Origin of the sequence: Dyella sp. EPa41 (assembly GCF_016586165.1) — a bacterium.
Lineage (GTDB): Bacteria > Pseudomonadota > Gammaproteobacteria > Xanthomonadales > Rhodanobacteraceae > Dyella.
The window spans coordinates 64013-81580 of the sequence record NZ_BCPR01000004.1 but is presented as its reverse complement, the minus strand read 5'-3'; the positions used below and the strand labels follow the sequence as shown (position 1 = coordinate 81580).

Sequence of the window (17568 nt, the reverse complement as noted above, 5' to 3'; positions counted from 1 at the left end):
GCGACGCACTCGCATGGCAATGGCGGTGGCGAGGCGAATGCCACATGACCGCGGTGACGAAGAGCGTCTCTCGGGGGAGGGCGTATGCCGTCACCCGCATGGGTAGCGCCCCACCGCCATCTGCCAGGCACTTTGTTTGCTGGTGGTTTCCCCCGAAACCGCATGGGTCGTTATCGCCGGCGTGCCGGCGTGGTTCGGCGATGCGGGCGGGGCGGAGCCAGCCCTGGATTGTCGAGGCACCCGATGTTCACGTCATCCCTCCGTCGCGCGCTGGTCGCGCTGGTACTTGCGTTGCCGGCCGTATCGGTGGCGGGTTTTGCCGACGTACTGGACACGCCGGCCGATACGAGCGCGCTCGCATCGAAAGCCTTGCTCAACGGCCTGGCGGTGGCGGGCAAGCGCATGGTCGCCGTGGGGCAGCGCGGTCACATCGTCTATTCCGATGACGGCGGCGCGAGCTGGCAGCAGGCCAAGGTGCCCGTGTCCTCCGATCTGGTGGCGGTCAGTTTTCCCACGCCCCGGCAAGGTTGGGCGGTGGGGCACGATGGTGTCGTGCTGCATAGCGCCGATGGTGGCCTGACCTGGTCGTTGCAGCTGGATGGGCGCCGCGCCGGCGCGCTGATGCTCGAGCAGATTCGTGCGCGCGCGGGCCAGGGCGAAGCGGGCAGCCAGGACGAGGCAGGCAAGCTGGTGGACGAGGCTGGCCGCATTGCCGCGCAGGGCGCGGAGAATCCTTTCCTCGACGTGTGGTTTGCCGATGCGCGCCACGGGTTCATCGTCGGCGCCTTCAACCTGGTCTTCGAAACCAGCGACGGCGGCGGGACCTGGACGTCGTGTTTCGACCGCACCGATAACCCGCAGCGCCTGCATCTCTACGCCGTGCGCGGTATCGGTACGGACGTCTATATCACCGGCGAGCAGGGCTTGGTGCTCAGGCTCGACCGCGACACCGGCCGCTTTCGCGCGGTGGATACACCGTACAAGGGCACGTACTTCGGTGTCATCGGCGACAGCGCGTCGGTCGTCGTGTACGGCCTGCGCGGCAATGCCTATCGCAGTACCGATGGCGGTGCGCATTGGGCATCGGTCGACACCGGCGTGCAGGAGGGCCTCACCGGTGGCACGAGCTTCGGTGCGCATGGCCTTGCGCTGGTGAGCCAGGCCGGCACCGTGCTGGTCAGCCGCGATGGCGGCGAGCATTTCGTTACCCATCGTCCGGCCAAGCCGGCACCGGCATCGGCAGTGGCCCTGGCCGGCGACGTGATCGTGACGGCCGGCGTGCTTGGCGTGAATGCCAGGCCGCTGCACTGAGCCGGCGCGAGGAGACAACCCATGAACGCTTCATCCGAGTCGATCGATCGCATGCCCGTCGTGCGCTCCATCGAGGCTTTCGACAAGCGCTCCGGCAACCTGCTGGAGCGACTGGTGTTCAATCACCGCCTCATCATGGTCATGGCGTGCGTGGTCGCCACGGTGGCCCTTGGGTGGCTGGCGGCGACGCGGCTGAACTTCAACGCCAGCTTCGAGAAGATGATTCCGAGCCACCATCCCTATATCCGCAACTACCTGGACAACGCGGGCGAGCTGCGCGGCCTGGGCAATTCGCTGCGCGTGGTGGTGGAAAACGAGGACGGCGACATCTTCGATCCGAAGTACCAGGAAGTCTTGAAGAAGATCAACGACGACCTGTTCCTCACCTCCGGCGTCGACCGCGCCTGGGTCAAGTCGTTGTGGACGCCGTCGGTGCGCTGGACCGAGGTAACGGAAGAGGGCTTCCGTGGCGGCCCGGTGATGCCGGATGGCTACGATGGTTCGCCGCAAGGCACGGCGCGAGCTCAAGCTCAACATCGCGCGATCGGGCATCGTGGGCCGCTTCGTCGGCAACGATTTCAAGTCGAGCATGATCTTCGTGCCGCTGCTCGACAAGCATCCGGAAACGGGCAAGGCCATCGACTATCGCGTGCTCTCGCGCTCGCTCGAGGACATCCGCGCGCGTTACGAGGCGATGCCGGGCGTGAAGGTCCGCCTGCACGTGATCGGCTTTGCCAAGCTGGTCGGCGACCTGATCGACGGGCTGGTCAAGGTGATGGGCTTCTTCGGCATCGCGGCATTGATCGCCATCCTGGTGATCTTCGGCTACACGCGCTGCATGCGCAGCACGGCGCTGGTGATCCTGTGCTCCATCGTCGCCGTGGTGTGGCAGCTCGGACTGGTCGCCGCGCTGGGCTTTTCGCTCGATCCGTTCTCCATCCTCGTGCCGTTCCTGATCTTCGCGATCGGTGTCTCGCACGGCGCGCAGAAGATGAACGGCATCATGCAGGACATCGGCCGTGGTACGCATCGCCTGGTCGCGGCGCGCTACACGTTCCGCCGCCTGTTCCTGGCGGGCGTTACCGCGCTGCTGGCCGACGCCGTGGGTTTCGGTGTGCTGATGGTGATCGATATTCCGGTGATCAAGGATCTGGCGCTGACGGCGAGCATCGGTGTCGCCGTGCTGATCTTCACCAACCTACTGCTGTTGCCGGTACTGCTTTCGTTCGCCGGCGTCGATCCCGTTGCGGCGGAGCGAAGCCTGCGTGCCGAGCGCGAACAAGCCGAAGGGAAGGGTGGTCGATCGGCATGGCGATGGCTGGACCGCTTCACCTCGCGCCGCTGGGCGGTGACGGTGCTGGGCGTGTCCGCCGTGCTTGCGGCGGTGGGTTTGATGGTCAGCACGCACCTGAAGATCGGCGACCTGGAGCCCGGTGCGCCCGAGTTGCGCGCCGGTTCGCGCTACAACCGCGACAACGCCTACATCACCGGCAACTACTCGCTGTCGAGCGATGTGTTCGCCGTCATCGTGAAGACCCCGCCCGAGGGCTGCCTGAAGTACCCGACCCTGGTGGAAGCCGACCGTCTGGCATGGGCGTTGCGCCAGGTGCCGGGCGTGCAGGCCACCACTTTTCTCGGCGATGCCGTGCGCCAGATCACCGCCGGCTCGTACGAGGGAAGCCCGAAATGGCTCACCATCGCGCGCAACCAGGACGTGCTCAATTACGGCGCGCAGCAGGCGTCGGTGAACAATCCGGACCTGTTCAACAACGCCTGTTCCGTCATGCCGGTGATCGCCTATCTCTCCGATCATCGCGCGGAAACGCTCGATCGCGTCGTCCGCGCGGCCGCTTCATTCGCGGCCGCCCATGGGGCGACGGACCGCCAGTACCTGCTGGCCGCAGGCAGTGCAGGCATCGATGCGGCCACCAACATCGTGGTGCGCGAAGCCGACCACACGATGCTGTTCTATGTGTACGGCGCGGTGATCCTGCTTTGCTTCGTGACGTTCCGCTCTTGGCGCGCGGTGGTGGTGGCCGTGGTTCCGTTGATGCTGACGTCCATCCTGTGCGAGGCGCTGATGGTATGGCTTGGCATCGGCGTGAAGGTCGCGACGCTGCCGGTCATTGCGTTGGGCGTGGGCATCGGCGTGGACTATGCCCTGTACCTGTTGTCCATACAGCTCGCGCAGCAACGTGCCGGCGTGCCCCTGGTACAGGCCTACGCCCAAGCCGTGCAATTCACCGGCAAGGTCGTGGCGCTGGTGGGCATCACGCTGGCCGCCGGCGTGGTGACCTGGGCGTTCTCGCCGATCAAGTTCCAGGGCGACATGGGCATCCTGCTGACCTTCATGTTCCTGTGGAACATGGTGGGCGCCCTGGTGCTGATCCCGGCCTTGTCGCACTTCTTGCTGCGCGACACGACATGGCGGACTGCCGCGAGCAACGAACCGCAGCATGTGGCCTGAAGAGGCGCGAAGCGATGGCCTCGGCTCAGCGGGCGGGTGCAATCCATCCATCAGTGTTGACTAATCAATAAGTAGATACTAATCTTTGATCATGCCTGAAGCAGCCAGCCTCAACGATGTGATGCGTGCGCTTGCCGACCCCACGCGGCGATCGGTGTATGAGCGGATCGCGGGCGCCGAGGAAATCTCCGTCGCCGACCTCACGCGTGGCAGCGGCGTTTCCCAAAGCGCCGTGTCCCAGCACCTGAAGTCGTTGAAGCAGGCTGGCCTGGTGGTCGAACGACCGGAAGGGCGCAACGTCTACTACCGCGCCCAGCCCGACGGGCTGACGCCGCTCGCCGACTGGATGGGCGACTACGGCGCGTTCTGGCGTGAGCGTTTCCATGCCCTGCGTGCACTGATGAAGGAGATCGATCCATGAGCCATGCCGTCGTGACCGAGGACTACAGGGATATCGTGATCGACGAGATCTTTCCCCATGCGCCCGCGGCCTTGTGGAAAGCGTTGACCGACGGCGCGCTGATCGCGCGCTGGCTGATGCCGCCGAGTGGCTTCGAAGCCGTGGTCGGCAACCGGTTCACCTTCACCACGAAGCCGGCCGGCGAGTGGGACGGCGTGATCCGCTGCGAAGTGCTCGAAGTGCTGCCGAACGAACGCTTCGCCTATTCGTGGAAAGGCGGTCACGAAAGCAACGAGGGCTACGGTTCGCGGCTGGAAACGATCGTCACCTGGATCCTGGCGAAAGTGGACCAGGGCACGCGACTGAGGTTGATCCATTCGGGCTTCGTGCTGCCGCGGAACGACACGGCCTATCGCAACATGAGCGAAGGCTGGACCAAGGTCGTGGAAAGGCTCGACATGCTCGTGGGCGGGCAAGAGGTTCCGCCGACGCGTCATTGACGCTGGCGCGGGGCATCCGCGCTTCATACCAGGAGAGTGCCATGAGTGACGCCTTTACCGGCGGCTGCGCTTGCGGAGCCGTGCGCTACACCATCCATGCCGAACCACTGTTCATGAACGAATGTCATTGCCGCGACTGCCAGCAGCGCAGCGGTACCGGGCACGGTTCCTATCTCACGTTTCCCGACCGCAGCCAGGTCCGTGTCGAAGGGCAGGCGGCATCGTGGGACATCGTCGCCGACAGCGGGAACGTCAAGACGCATGCGTTCTGCCCCCGCTGCGGCTCGCCGGTGTATCTCACGTTTGCCGCGATGCCGGCCCTGTTCACCATCCATGCCGCGAGCCTCGACGATACGAGGCGCTACCAGCCGCAGGCGGTGACCTATGCCATCCGGCGTCCGGCCTGGGACGTGCAGCAGCCCTCCGTGCCGGCCTTCGAGACGATGCCGCCGATGTAGCGGCACCGGGATGATTCAGTCCAGCGGACGCACCCAGATATTGCGGAAGCTGAGGGGTTGCGAGTGGTCGCCATGCGCCTGCAGCTTGATGGCGGCCTCGTCGTACGGCTTGTACTTCGGCTTGCCGATGTAGAACGTTTCACCCGTGAGCTGGGTGTGGTTCTGCACCAGCACGCCATTGTGGAACAGCGTGACGTAGGCCGGCGATTTGAGCGAACCGTCGGCTGCGAAAACCGGCGCCGTCCAGATCACGTCGTAGGTCTGCCATTCGCCCGGTGGACGCATCGCGTTGACCAGCGGGGCCGCCTGTTTGTAGATGCTGGCGGCCTGTCCGTTGACGTAGGTCGTGTTCTTCCACGAATCGAGGATCTGCACCTCGTAGCCTTCGTCGCCCGGCCCGGTCGAGGCGAGGAACAGCCCGCTGTTGCCGCGCGCCTGGCCTTCGCCGGTGATGTCTCTGGGAACCTGCCATTCGAGGTGCAGCTGGTAGTTCCTGAAGTGGCGCCTGGTCTGGATGTTGCCGGTGGTCTTGTCGACCGTCATCACGCCATCGTGCACCTTCCAGTGCGCCGGCGAGTGGTCTTTGGAGGCCTCCCACTGGCCGAGATCGCGGCCATCGAACAGCACCACGGCGTCCGAGGGCGGTGCGCCGGCCTGCGCGCCCGGCGCAATGATCTTCGGAACAGGCTCCCATTGTTCGGTGGCCTTGGGATCGGTGGGTTCAGCCGTGCTCGACGGCACGGCGGATTGCGCCCAGGCAAGGGACGAGGCGAAGGCGCACAGGGTCAGTGCGGCGGTGAGTGGTCGTTTCATGAAGGTCCCCGGTGACAGGTCAAACCGTGCAGATGCCAACGGCTTCCGCGAAGGATTCGAACGGATCGGATCGCGTCGGCATGAATTCGTGCGCGATGAATCCGTCGTAGTGAAGGTCGGCGATGGCCGCCGCGATGGCGTGGTAGTTGAGCTCCTGCGTGCCGTTGATTTCATGGCGCCCCGGCACGCCACCCGTATGGAAATGCCCGATCCATTGGATGTTGTCGCGGATGGTGCGGATCACGTCGCCCTCCATGATCTGCATGTGGTAGATGTCGTAGAGCAGCTTGACGCTGGGCGAGCCGATGCCCTTCATCACGGCGACGCCGAACGCGGTGCTGTCGCCCTGGTAGCCGTGATGGTCGACCTTGCTGTTCAGCAACTCCACGCAGATCGTGATGCCGTTTTCCGCCGCGTACGGGGCGATCTTCGAAAGGCCCGCGACGCAGTTGTCGATGGCCTGCTGCGTGTCGATGCCCGGCGTTCGGTTGCCGAACATGGTGATCAGGTTCTTGACGCCGGCACGCCTGGCCAGCGGGATGGTGGCTTCCAGCTCCTTCAACAGCAGGGCGTGATGGGCCGGATCGTTGAAGCCTGTCTGGATGAAAGGTTCGCGCCGCGTGGGATAGCCCATGGAAACGACGAGGCCGCTGTCGTTCACGGCATCCCATTCGTCGGTATGCACCAGGTCGAGGCCGGTGAAGCCGATCGACTTGATGCGCTTGCACAGTGCCGGCAGCGGCTCCTTGGACGTCCAGCGACTGAGCGATTGCCTGAGACGCCCGGCAGGCGGCTTTGCCTGCACCGTCGCCGAGGGCGTGGTTTGCGCGGAAGCGATCAGCGAGGTCGCGCCAAAGGCGGCGGCAGCGGCGATGCGGCCAAGGGCGGTGCGGCGGGAAATGCCCCGCGATTCGGTGGACATGGCCTAGGCGTTCCTCAGGCGTCGACGAGTGGATGGATGAAACAGCCGGTGGTTTCGCTCATCGCGCATCAACCGATGCCGAGCACCTGGCGGTTGAAGGCCTGGTCGGCGCCGGTGGCCGCGAAGTCGTCGAACGCACGATCCGTGACCTTGATGATGTGGTCGCGAATGAAACGCGCGCCTTCGGTGGCGCCCTGGATGGGATCCTTCAGGCAGCACTCCCATTCGAGTACGGCCCAGCCCGGATAATCGTACTGCGCCATCTTGCTGAAGATGGCGCCGAAGTCGATTTGTCCGTCACCCAGCGAGCGGAAGCGTCCGGGGCGATCGATCCAGTTCTGGTAACCGCCATACACGCCGGCGCGGCCGTTGGGCCGGAACTCGGCGTCCTTCACGTGGAAGGCGCGGATGCGCTCGTGATAGAGGTCGATGAACGCCAGGTAGTCGAGCTGCTGCAACACCATGTGACTGGGGTCGTAGAGGATGTTTGCGCGAGGGTGGTGATCCACCGCGTCGAGGAACCGTTCGAACGTGGCGCCATCGTGCAGGTCTTCGCCCGGATGCAGCTCATAGCACACGTCCACGCCCGCCTCGTCGAAGGCGTCCAGGATCGGCCGCCAGCGCCTGCCGAGTTCGGCGAAGGCTTCTTCGATCAGGCCGGCGGGACGTTGCGGCCACGGATAGAACAGATGCCACGCCAACGCGCCCGAGAAGGTGGCGTGCGCCGACAGGCCGAAATGCCTGCTCGCCGTAGCCGCGAGCTTGAGCTGCTCCACCGCCCAGGCCTGGCGCGCCTTCGCGTCGCCGCGCAGATGCCCGGGGGCGAACCCGTCGAACAGCCGATCGTAGGCGGGGTGCGAAGCCACCAGCTGGCCTTGCAGGTGCGTGGACAACTCCGTCACCGCCAACCCGTGTCCGGCCAGCATGCCCGCGATGTCGTCGCAGTACGCCTTGCTCGCGGCGGCCTGTTCGAGATCGAACAGGCGACGGTCAGTGGTGGGGATCTGCAAGCCGACAAAGCCAAGCGACGCCGCCCATCGGGCGATGTCGGGAAGCGTGTTGAAGGGCGCCGCGTCTCCCGCGTACTGGGCAAGGAAAATGCCCGGTCCCTTGAGTGTCTTCATGCGTGATCACCTGGTCGTTGCGGCTGTGTCATGATCAGAACATCAGCACCGTCTCGACGGCCCATGCGCGGCCGTTGCCGGCCTGGGCCAGCGGTATGTCGGCGTGATAGGCGCCCGGCACCGCCGAGTACTGCAGCACCTCGGTGCAACCGGGCTGTGACAGGAAGAAACCCGTCATCGCGAGTTTCTTGTTCATCAGCACGAACGAGGCGGCCAGTGCCGTGGCCGTATCTTTCGGGTCCGCCAGGGCTTCGGCGTGAAGCTTCGTCACCAGCGCCTTGCGCTGCGCATCGCTCAACTGGAGGAAAGGCTTGCCGCCGGCCTTGTCGAACGCGGCCATCGCGCTCATGTAGCGCTCCTGGTCGGCCTTGGCGTAGACGTTCGCGAACATCTGGTCGATGAAGCGGGGCACGCCTGCCTCGACCGCACCGGGCGTGTCGCTGCGAGGGATGATGATGTCGACGACGGCGGAGATGAGGCTGATCTGTGGCTGGGTGAAGAACTGCAGGCTGGTGCCCGGCGTCTGCGCCGTGGCGTAGGCATCGAAGGCGGCCAGCAGCGTCGGGGCGGCGACGGTGCCGACGGCCAGCGCGGAAACACACTTCAACCATTCGCGACGATTCATGGCGATATCCTCAGATGTTTCCGCGCTTGAGTTCTTCCACCGCATGGTTGGCGGCGCGTGCCGTCAAGGCCATGTAGGTCAACGACGGGTTCTGGCACGCGGACGAGGCCATGCACGAGCCATCGGTGATGAAGACATTCTTCGATGCGTGCATCTGGTTCCACGCATTGAGCACCGAGGTCCTGGGGTCGCGCCCCATGCGCGCGGTGCCCATTTCGTGGATGGCCGCGCCGACATTCGCGTCGACGTGGTAGGGCTGCACGTTTTTGTAACCGGCGGCGCTCAGCATCTCGACCGCGTCGCTGACGATCTCCTTCGCCATCAGGCGCTCGTTCTCGCGATGCGCGACGTCGAAGTTGAGTGCGGGCAGGCCGTACTTGTCCTTGCGGTTGTGGTCCAGCGACACGAAGTTCTGGTGCGACGGCAGCATTTCGCCGAAGCCGCCCATCGACAGGGTCCAGGGGCCGGGCTCTTCCGCGGCGCGCTTGAGGTCGTCGCCGATCAGGTTCTCGTCCACGAGCCGCGACCAGTTGCGCCGGCTCGCGCTGCCCTGGTAGCCGAAGCCGCGCAGGTAGGGGCGCTTGTCCGAGCCGATGTTGCGATAGCGCGGGATATAGAAACCATTGGGGCGGCGGCCGCTGTAGTAGCGATCCTCGTGGCCGTCCACGCTGGCCATGGCGCCGGTGCCGAACAGATGATCCATCACGTTGTGGCCCAGCTCGCCGCTGTCGTTGCCGAAGCCGTTGGGGAAGCGGGTGGACGTCGAGTTCAGCAGGATGTGCGTGGTGCCGAAGGTCGAGGCGCACAGGAAGATCACGCGCGCGAAGTAGTCGGTCTGGTGCCCGGTTTCGGCGTCAAGCACGCGTACGCCGGTCGCCTTGCCCTTGGCGTTGTCGTAGATCATCTCGTAGACGATGGCGTTGGGCACGATCGTCATGTTGCCGGTGCGCTCCGCCGACGGCAGCGTCGAGGAGTTGCTGCTGAAGTAGGCGCCGAACGGGCAGCCGCGCATGCACTGGTTGCGGTACTGGCAGGTGGCACGCTGCGGGCTCTGGTCGTGCTTGAGCGGCCCGGAAAGGTTGGCCGTGCGCCCGATGATCAGCTTGCGGTTGAACTTGTCGGCCAGCCGGCCGCCGAACTCCTTCTCCACGCAGTTGAGTTCCATCGGCGGCAGGAACTGGCCGTCAGGCAGCTGCGCGAGGTGGTCGGTGGCGCCGCTTACGCCGATGAAGTTCTCGACGTAGTCGTACCAGGGCGCGATGTCGGCGTAGCGGATGGGCCAGTCCACGCCGACGCCTTCCTTGCCGTTCGCCTCGAAGTCGATGTCGCTGAAGCGGTAGCTCTGGCGGCCCCACATCAGCGAACGCCCGCCAACGTGATAGCCGCGGAACCAGTCGAACGGCTTGGTTTCGACGTATGGGTTGTCGAGGTCGTCGACGAACCAGTGCTTGGTCGCCTGCGTGATGCCGTAGAACGAGGGGCGCGTATGGATCGGATGCCGGCGCACGTCCTCCTGCGTGGGTTCGTTGGCGTACGGCAATTCCCATGGCGCCATCGTCGCCGTCGGGTATTCGCCGTGCTTGACCATGCGGCCGCGGTCCAGCACGAGGGTCTTCAGTCCTTTTTCCGTAAGCTCCTTGGCTGCCCAGCCACCGCTGACGCCGGTACCGACAACAATGGCGTCGTACGTGTTCTTGTCCATCATGGCCCCTTGCAACAAGCGATCGGTCGAGAGTGGATGCGCTGGGTCAGCGCAGCGGACGCAGGTAGGCAAAGTCGACGCGTGCGGCGTCGAGCTGGCTCATGCGCGAGAACGGGCCTTCCTGTTCGACGAAGCAATGCTTCAGTCCAGCCTTGTCGGCGGCGGCCATGATCGGCTTGTAGTCGACCGTGCCGCGGCCCAGCTCCGCGCCGGGATAGTCGTCGGGCTTGGGGGAGGGCAGGAAATCCTTCGCGTGCATCAGCGGAATGCGGCCGGGGTTGGCCTTGAAGATCTCGGCCGGGTTCTTGCCGCCTGCATGCACCCAGCCGCAGTCGAGTTCGAGCTTGACCAGGTTCGGATCGGTTTCCTTGAGCAGAACATCGTAGAACGTCTGCCCCTGGCCCACGTCGGTGAATTCGAGATGATGGTTGTGGTAGGCGTACTGCAGGCCCGCCTGCCTGGCCTTCTCGCCGATCTGGTTGGCGAACTCGGCGGTGCGCTTCGCATCGTCGCGGGAGTACGTGGCCTTCTTGCCGCCGCTCATCTTTTCCATGAAGGACGGCAGCATGCTGCTGACGAAATATTGCGTACCCAGCGTATGCGCGGCTTCGATGCCTGGCTCGATGCCGAGGCTGTCGAAATGCATGCTGGGGCAGCCCAGGCCGGCTTCGTTCAACTGGTCGCGCAATGTCTTGGCGGTCGAGGTCACGATGGCTTCGATTTCGGCGTACCCGATCGCCTTGAGCGTCTTGAGCGTGCCCATCGGGTCGTCCTGGTAGGCCTTCAGCACCATGTAGAGCTGGATGCCGAGCGGCTTGCCCTGCGACGCGGCGGCGAGCAGCCTGCCGGGGGCGCTGGCGGCAAGCCACGCCGCGCCGCCGAACAGTGCGGATCGAGCGATAAACTGCCTGCGATTCATCATGAAAGCATTCTCCTGGAGGGCCAGGTGGGTGGGAGGAGTCAGGCGGTAGTGGCGGCGGGGGCGGCCGAAGCTTCCCGTCGATCCTTGAACATCAGCACGAACAGCACGAGCACGAAGGCGGCGCAGCCGCCGGCGATCATCCAGATCGCGTGCCAGTCGTGCGTGGCGACGCCTTCGGCAGCGGTCTTGGCATAGGTGTCCACGACCAGTCCGGACAGCCAGGAGCCGACGAACATGCCCAGGCCGTAGGTCAGGAAGGTAATGAGCCCCTGCGTGGCGGCGCGCAGCGCCGGCGGCGCTTCCCGATCGATATAGATCTGGCCGACGACGAAGAAGAAGTCGAAGCAGATGCCGTGCAGCACGATGCCCAGCCACAACATCCACATCAGCTCGCCGGTGCCGCCGAAGGCGAACATGGCATAGCGCAACACCCAGGCCAGCATGCCCACGGCAAGCATGTACTTCACGCCCAGGCGCCGGAAGAACCAGGGGATGAGCAGCATGCACAGGATTTCCGACATCTGGCCGCCGGTCATCTTGCCCGCGGCGTTGACCACGCCGACCTCGTTGAGGAACAGGTTGGTGAAGGCGTAATAGAACTGCAGCGGAATGCAGATGAGGAACGAGGCCAGCGCGAACACCGCCATCGAGCGATCGCGCAGCAGGTGCAGCGATTCCAGCGGCAGTGCGTGGCGCAGTTCAAGGCGCTGGTTGCGTGCGAGCGGCGGCGTCGGGGGCAGGGTGAGGCAGTAGCCCGCCATCACGACCGAGAGCCCGGCTGCGAGCAGCAGCGGCGAAGCGGTCGCTTCCACGCCCCAGGCGCCGACGACGAGGCCGACCACGATCCAGCCGATGGTGCCGAACACGCGAATGGCGCCGAACTCCTCGCGCGGGTCGGTGATGTGGCGCATGGCGAGCGAGGTGGTAAGCGCCAGCGTGGGCATGTAGCAGAGGCTGTAGGCAAGCAGGGCCGCATAGACCAGCGGGAACGAACGCTGTTGCGCGGCGACCGCCAGCAGGACGGCGCCGATGACGTGCAGCGCGGCCAGCACGCGGCGGGTGTCGAACAGGCGGTCGGCCATCAATCCCACGAACAGCGGCGAGATCATCGCGCCGATCGCGGTGGTGCCCGCCACGGCGCCGATTTCCTGGCCGCTGAAGTGCAGGGTCTGGCCCAGCCAGGTGCCAACCGTGACGTACCAGGCGCCCCAGATCGCGTACTCGAACAGCATCATCAACCGAAGGCGCCACTTCATCCCCGTTTCCCCTTTTTGCGTTGCGGCTCGAATGGATCTTCCACGTTCTGCCAGACGCCTCCCGCGGCGTGGCTCTTGAGCATCGCGTCGATCACCAGGCTGTTGCGGTAACCATCGGCGAAGGTCGGCAGTGCCGCAGGCTTCTTGTTGGCCGCGCCGCCACTGCGGATCCACGCGTAGGCGTCCGCGATGAGGTTGCGGAACGCATCGCTCCATGCCTCCGGATGGCCGGCGGGCAGGTGTGCGTAGCCACGCGCCGACGGATCGAGCGTCGCCGGATCCCTGGCCTGCAGGGTGTTGGCCTGCGCGTGATGGCCGATCCACAGTTCGTTGGGCGCCTCCTGCTGCCACGCCACGGAAGCGAGGCGGCCGTTCACCTCCAGGCGAAGATCGTTCTTGTGGCCGGGCAGGACTTGGCCGACGACCACGCAGCCGCGCGCACCGTTGTCGAAGCGCAGCAGGACGCTGGCGATGTCCTCGCTGGTGATCTTCACCTCGCGCCGCTTCGCCGACTTCGACTTGGCGAACGCCTTGGTCGATTCGGCGGGTGCGTGGCGCACGGGTACGGCGGTATGCAGGTCGGCCAGCACGGCCGCGATGCGCGAACCGGTGACATGTTCGGCCAGGTCGCACCAGTGCGAGCCGATATCGCCAAGGGCGGAACTGGCGCCACCCAGCTTGGGATCGAGACGCCACGAGTAAGCGTTTTCGTCGGTCAGCCAATCCTGCAGGTAGCGGCCATGCACGAACACCGGCGTGCCGAGCTTGCCTTTGGCGATCATCGCGCGCGCCTGCTGCACGAGCGCGTGGCCGCGATAGTTGAAGGTGACCACGTGCGCCACGCCCGCATCGCGCGCGGCCTCGAACAGTTCCCGGCTCTCCCGCGCGTTGCCGGCGAGCGGCTTGTCCGATATCACGTGCTTGCCCGCGCGCAGCGCGGCGAGGGAGACCTCTTTGTGCAGGTGATTGGGCGTGGTGTTGTGCACCACCTGCACGGCGGGGTCGGCGAGCAGCTCGCGATAGTCCGCATAGGCATGCCCGACGCCCAGCTCATGGGCACGCTTGCTGGCGGACGCCAGGCTGGAGCCGGCAAGACCGATGATGTCCACATGGCCCAGGCGGCGCACGGCATCGAGATGATGGGCGGCAATGAAGCCAGGGCCGACCAGGCCCATGCCTAGCTTCTTCATCCGGTCACCGGGGGCGCTTCATGGCGAAACCGCTGGTCATCGCCGGGGCCGGCTCGCAGGGTACACATGGCTGCTGCCTTGGACGCCGCCCGGGCGCCGGTCGATGCGGGCTGGCCTGCCATTTCCCCTCCGATGTGTCGTTGTTGCCGAAAATGTATTCGATTACATCCGCATGGAAGCTTGGTTTTGCCGCTCGACTTTGGCCTGGCGCGACAACATCGCATGTGCCGGTTGCCGGAAAGTCGCTAAAGTATGTAGCAGATGTGCAAATGCACGTGCAACGATTTCATGTAATCCATTACATTGCACTGCACAACAAGGCGGCCGCGTGGCGATTGGATCGAGGCAATTCTCCGCATGCCTGCGGGCGAATGGCCGGTGATATCGTCCGGAGCACAGCAGCAAAACGGGAGGCGAGACGCGTGAGTGCGGATGGGTCCAAGCGCAAGCGGCAAGGCGGCAAGGCCGACACGTCCAACGCCACGGCGGCGTCGGGGCGCGTCAGGACGGTCAAGGAGATCGCCGCTGCCGCCAACGTGTCGGTGGCGACGGTGTCGCGCGCATTGCAGCGGCCCGAGATCGTCAGCGAAGCCACGCGCCTGCATATCCAGGAGGTGGTGAAGCGGTTGGGCTACACGCCCAACGCGTTGGCGCGCAACCTGCGCACGGCGCGAACACGCCTGATCGTCGCCTTGCTGCCGGATATCGCCAACCCGTTCTTTTCCCAGGTCATCCGCGGCATCGAGCAGGTGGCGCACGAAAACGGCTACTCGGTATTGCTGGGCGAAACCCAGAGCAGCCTGGTGCGCGAGCAGGCCTATGCGGACATGGTGGCGGCCAGGCAGGCCGACGGCATCATCACCATGTCCCATCGCGTGCCCGCGATTCCCATGCAAGGCCGCCTGCCGGTTGTCAACGCGTGCGAGTACGTCAAGGACCAGCAGATCTCCAGCGTCTACGTCGACAACGTGGCGGGTGCGCGTGCCGCCGTCGACTACCTCGTGACGCTGGGGCATCGCGACATCGCCTTCATCGCGGGGCCGCCGGCCAGCCCAATCTGCATCGATCGCGAGCAGGGCTATCGGCTGGCCCTCGAAGCGGCGAAGCTGCCTGGCGACCCGGCGCTGACCGCCGTGGGCGATTTTTCCATCGAGGCGGGCGAGCGGGCGATCGAGCTGCTGCTTTCGCAGGGGCAGTCGTTCACGGCGGTGTTCTGCTCGAACGATGAAATGGCGATCGGTGCGATGCGTGCACTGGCGTCGCGTGGCCTGCGCGTGCCGCAGGATGTATCGGTGGTGGGCTTCGACGACATCCGCTTTTCGCGCTACATGACGCCGGCGCTGACCACCGTCGCGCAACCGAAGAATGCGCTCGGCCGGGAGGCGATGAGCATGCTGATCGAGCTGCTCAACGATCCCGAGGTCCCGCCGCGCAAGCGGGTGCTGTCGGCCGACCTGGTGGTGCGAGGCTCGACCGCGCCTTGTCCGCCGCGCCGCGCCTGACGTCGAGGTCGCGGGCTTTCACTTCACCGCGTCGACCGCCCGCGCCACGTCACGTGGCGAGCCGTAGTCCACCGCGGGAAACCACTGCGAGTCTTCCCGCTCGAATCGCTGGTTGACCAGGAAGTGCACGCCGCAAGCTCCCGAGCGTTTCATGATCTGCATGATGTCCTCCAGTGCCACCGGTCCGGCGAGCTCGACCGTCAGCGTGGCATGCGCGAATCGCGTGGGGTCGGTAGTTTCCGCCGGTGCACGGACTTCGTTGCGCGGCGCCGCGTGGTGGCTGAAGCGGGATACCACGGTGGTGGGGGCACTCGAGCTTGCGGACGAGCCGCCCACGCTTTCGCTGGAACAGACCACCCCGCGGTCACGCCGCATGCCCCTCGACAGCAATTTCTCCAATGCCGACGAGGCGGCGAACTGGGTTTCGAATTCGGCAATGACTAGATCGGTCATGGCGAGGCTCCATGCTGCGGGCCATTCATGCTTGGCCATCGGTCGATATCGTCGTGTGACATCCAGGTAAGCGATCTGCCTTCGTTCATGGCCCACTTAGCTTGAGGAATCGGCGGGCGGCGGATCACGGGTGATTCACGCCCGGAGCGTTTCCATGTTTCATCAGCCCGCTGATGGAGCATGCTCATGGCCCGCCCCATTTGGACCGGAACCTTGTCGTTCGGCCTTCTGAACGTGCCCGTCTCGCTCATGCCCGCCGAGCGCAGCGTGGACCTGCATTTCCGCATGCTCGACAGCCGCAGCAATACGCCGGTCCGCTACGAAAGGGTCAATGCGGAGACAGGCGAGGAGGTTCCCTGGAAGGACATCGTGAAGGCCTTCGAATACAAGAAGGGGAGCTATGTCGTGCTGCAGCCGGAAGACATCCGCTCGGCATCGCCCGAAGGCCGCGAGGCCGTGGAGGTGGAGACCTTTGTCGACGCGGGCGCCATCGGCGCGGAGTACTTCGAGAAGCCGTATTTCCTGGTGCCCGGCAAGAAGGCGGAAAAAGGCTATGTGTTGCTGCGCGAGACGCTCAAGCGCACCGGCAAGATCGGCATCGCCCGCGTGGTGATACGCACGCGCGAGTATCTCTCGGCGGTCATGCCCAAGGGCGACGGCCTGCTGCTGATGCTGCTGCGCTATCCGCAGGAGCTCGTCGATGCGAGCGAGTATTCGATACCCGAAGGCAAGCCCGCCGACTACCGGGTCACCGCGAAGGAGATCGACATGGCCGAGCAGCTCATCGAATCGATGAGCGACGCATGGCAGCCCGATTCCTTCCGCGACGAATTCAGGGAGCGACTGCGCAAGGTCATCGAGAAGCGCATGAAGTCCAAGGGCGTGGTGGTGACGCCGGAAGAGGAAACAGCGCACGAGAACGCGGCGACCAATGTGGTCGACTTCATGGCGTTGCTCCAGCAGAGCCTCAAGTCCAAGCGGCGCACGCCGGCCAGGGGCGGTGGCGAGGAACGTCCGCCGCGCCGGGCCAAGGCGCCGCGCAAGAGCACGAAGAAAACCGCCGCGAAGAAGTCCACCCGCAAACGCGGTTCGGGCTGACATCGCTTGCGCGGCAGGCAGGGCCGGTCGCATCGACGCCATGGGCTCGCCAGGCGCCGGTCGCCGCAGGGTTGTAATGCGGCCGATGGGTGGTATGAAGGCAGGGTCATCGTTATCGAGCGCCATCCATGCACGACCTGTCGCCGTTCCATCTTGCGTTTCCCGTGACGTCGCTGGAGAAGGCCCGTGCCTTCTATGGAGACCTGCTTGGTTGCCCGGAGGGTCGGTCGAGCGACAGTTGGGTGGACTTCAACTTCTACGGGCACCAGATCGTGGCGCACCTCGCGCCCGAGGAGACGCGGGCCGTCGCCGCGCACGACGTGGATGGCGACGATGTGCCGGTCCGGCACTTTGGCGTCGTGCTGTCGATGGATGACTGGCGGCTACTGGCCGACCGGCTGGAGGCGGCGGGCATGCGCTTCATCGTTGCGCCGCATGTGCGCTTCAAGGGGCAGCCGGGTGAGCAGGCGACCATGTTCCTGTGTGATCCCTGCGGCAATGCGCTGGAGTTCAAGGCCTTCGCGGACCGCTCGAAGCTGTTCGCCAAATGAAGCCCGAAGACCTGCAGCGCCTGGTGACCCTGGCCATGCCCTATGGCAAGTACCAGGGACGCCTGATCGCCGATCTCCCTGGCGCCTATCTCGCCTGGTTTGCCCGCAAGGGCTTCCCGCCCGGCGAACTGGGACGCCTGCTGGCGCTTGCGCTCGAACTCGACCACAACGGCCTGAAGCCCTTGCTGGATCCGTTGCGGTCGCGTTCGTCCCCTGGGCGCACCTAGGACGGCGTCATCTTCTCGATGCGGTGTGTTCGTCGGCGTCGTGCATG

At 65.3% G+C, this 17568-nt stretch carries 19 protein-coding genes; 9 read left to right on the top strand and 10 right to left on the bottom strand.

Going from position 1 to position 17568, the window contains the following annotated elements:
* The first annotated feature begins 243 nt into the window (after positions 1-243).
* On the top strand, positions 244-1311 hold the full coding sequence (locus JMF82_RS02755) for a YCF48-related protein (RefSeq protein ID WP_201313005.1): 1068 nt from the start codon (positions 244-246) through the stop codon (positions 1309-1311).
* Positions 1312-1341: 30 nt separating this feature from the next.
* Here JMF82_RS02755 and JMF82_RS02750 read toward each other — a convergent pair whose 3' ends face one another.
* Positions 1342-1839: a hypothetical protein gene (locus JMF82_RS02750; RefSeq protein ID WP_201313004.1), complete on the bottom strand. Its 498-nt coding sequence runs from the start codon at positions 1837-1839 to the stop codon at positions 1342-1344.
* On the opposite strand from JMF82_RS02750, the gene JMF82_RS02745 reads away from it, so the two are divergent.
* From JMF82_RS02745 to JMF82_RS02730, 4 genes are all read left to right on the top strand, one after another.
* On the top strand, positions 1808-3778 hold the full coding sequence (locus tag JMF82_RS02745; protein ID WP_201313003.1) for an MMPL family transporter: 1971 nt from the start codon (positions 1808-1810) through the stop codon (positions 3776-3778). The two genes, JMF82_RS02750 and JMF82_RS02745, sit on opposite strands and share 32 nt — an antisense overlap.
* Before the next feature lie 91 nt (positions 3779-3869).
* Positions 3870-4199 carry a metalloregulator ArsR/SmtB family transcription factor gene (locus JMF82_RS02740; protein ID WP_201313002.1) on the top strand — a complete coding sequence of 110 codons (330 nt, stop codon included), beginning with the start codon at positions 3870-3872 and terminating at the stop codon, positions 4197-4199.
* Positions 4196-4678 carry an SRPBCC domain-containing protein gene (locus JMF82_RS02735; protein WP_201313001.1) on the top strand — a complete coding sequence of 161 codons (483 nt, stop codon included), beginning with the start codon at positions 4196-4198 and terminating at the stop codon, positions 4676-4678. Before JMF82_RS02740 ends, JMF82_RS02735 begins: the two co-directional genes overlap by 4 nt.
* A 41-nt stretch (positions 4679-4719) precedes the next feature.
* Complete coding sequence (locus JMF82_RS02730) at positions 4720-5136, top strand: GFA family protein (RefSeq protein ID WP_201313000.1); 417 nt, start codon at positions 4720-4722, stop codon at positions 5134-5136.
* 15 nt (positions 5137-5151) lie between these two features.
* On the opposite strand, the gene JMF82_RS02725 is transcribed toward JMF82_RS02730, so the two are convergent.
* From JMF82_RS02725 to JMF82_RS02690, 8 genes are all read right to left on the bottom strand, one after another.
* Positions 5152-5949, bottom strand: coding sequence for a DUF1080 domain-containing protein (locus JMF82_RS02725; protein WP_201312999.1), 798 nt, complete (start codon positions 5947-5949; stop codon positions 5152-5154).
* Between the two features lie 19 nt (positions 5950-5968).
* A complete protein-coding gene (locus JMF82_RS02720) occupies positions 5969-6871 on the bottom strand; it encodes a TIM barrel protein (protein WP_201312998.1) in 903 nt (300 codons plus the stop codon).
* A 68-nt stretch (positions 6872-6939) separates the two neighbouring features.
* A complete protein-coding gene (locus JMF82_RS02715) occupies positions 6940-7995 on the bottom strand; it encodes a sugar phosphate isomerase/epimerase (protein WP_201312997.1) in 1056 nt (351 codons plus the stop codon).
* A gap of 34 nt (positions 7996-8029) precedes the next feature.
* Entirely contained in the window at positions 8030-8620 is a 591-nt protein-coding gene (locus JMF82_RS02710) for a gluconate 2-dehydrogenase subunit 3 family protein (protein ID WP_201312996.1), read from the bottom strand.
* Positions 8621-8630: 10 nt separating this feature from the next.
* Positions 8631-10322: a GMC family oxidoreductase gene (locus JMF82_RS02705; RefSeq protein ID WP_201313030.1), complete on the bottom strand. Its 1692-nt coding sequence runs from the start codon at positions 10320-10322 to the stop codon at positions 8631-8633.
* 46 nt (positions 10323-10368) lie between these two features.
* The gene (locus tag JMF82_RS02700) at positions 10369-11244 is read right to left on the bottom strand and encodes a sugar phosphate isomerase/epimerase (protein WP_201312995.1); all 876 of its coding nucleotides are present in this window, start codon (positions 11242-11244) and stop codon (positions 10369-10371) included.
* Positions 11245-11282: 38 nt separating this feature from the next.
* A complete protein-coding gene (locus tag JMF82_RS02695) occupies positions 11283-12500 on the bottom strand; it encodes a nucleoside permease (RefSeq protein ID WP_201312994.1) in 1218 nt (405 codons plus the stop codon).
* Positions 12497-13690 carry a Gfo/Idh/MocA family oxidoreductase gene (locus tag JMF82_RS02690; protein WP_201312993.1) on the bottom strand — a complete coding sequence of 398 codons (1194 nt, stop codon included), beginning with the start codon at positions 13688-13690 and terminating at the stop codon, positions 12497-12499. The genes JMF82_RS02695 and JMF82_RS02690 overlap by 4 nt, the downstream gene beginning before the upstream one ends.
* Positions 13691-14112: 422 nt before the next feature.
* On the opposite strand from JMF82_RS02690, the gene JMF82_RS02685 reads away from it, so the two are divergent.
* Positions 14113-15192: a LacI family DNA-binding transcriptional regulator gene (locus tag JMF82_RS02685; RefSeq protein ID WP_236585259.1), complete on the top strand. Its 1080-nt coding sequence runs from the start codon at positions 14113-14115 to the stop codon at positions 15190-15192.
* 18 nt (positions 15193-15210) lie between these two features.
* On the opposite strand, the gene JMF82_RS02680 is transcribed toward JMF82_RS02685, so the two are convergent.
* A complete protein-coding gene (locus tag JMF82_RS02680; protein ID WP_201312991.1) occupies positions 15211-15645 on the bottom strand; it encodes a hypothetical protein in 435 nt (144 codons plus the stop codon).
* Between the two features lie 186 nt (positions 15646-15831).
* Between JMF82_RS02680 and JMF82_RS02675 the strand changes: the two genes are divergently transcribed.
* The 3 genes from JMF82_RS02675 to JMF82_RS02665 all read left to right on the top strand — a co-directional run bounded on the left by JMF82_RS02675 (position 15832) and on the right by JMF82_RS02665 (position 17521).
* Positions 15832-16743, top strand: a complete 912-nt coding sequence (locus JMF82_RS02675) for a Ku protein (RefSeq protein WP_201312990.1) — start codon at positions 15832-15834, stop codon at positions 16741-16743.
* 128 nt (positions 16744-16871) lie between these two features.
* Positions 16872-17294, top strand: a complete 423-nt coding sequence (locus JMF82_RS02670) for a VOC family protein (protein ID WP_201312989.1) — start codon at positions 16872-16874, stop codon at positions 17292-17294.
* Positions 17291-17521, top strand: coding sequence for a DUF3820 family protein (locus tag JMF82_RS02665; RefSeq protein ID WP_201312988.1), 231 nt, complete (start codon positions 17291-17293; stop codon positions 17519-17521). The genes JMF82_RS02670 and JMF82_RS02665 overlap by 4 nt, the downstream gene beginning before the upstream one ends.
* The last annotated feature ends 47 nt before the right edge of the window (positions 17522-17568 follow it).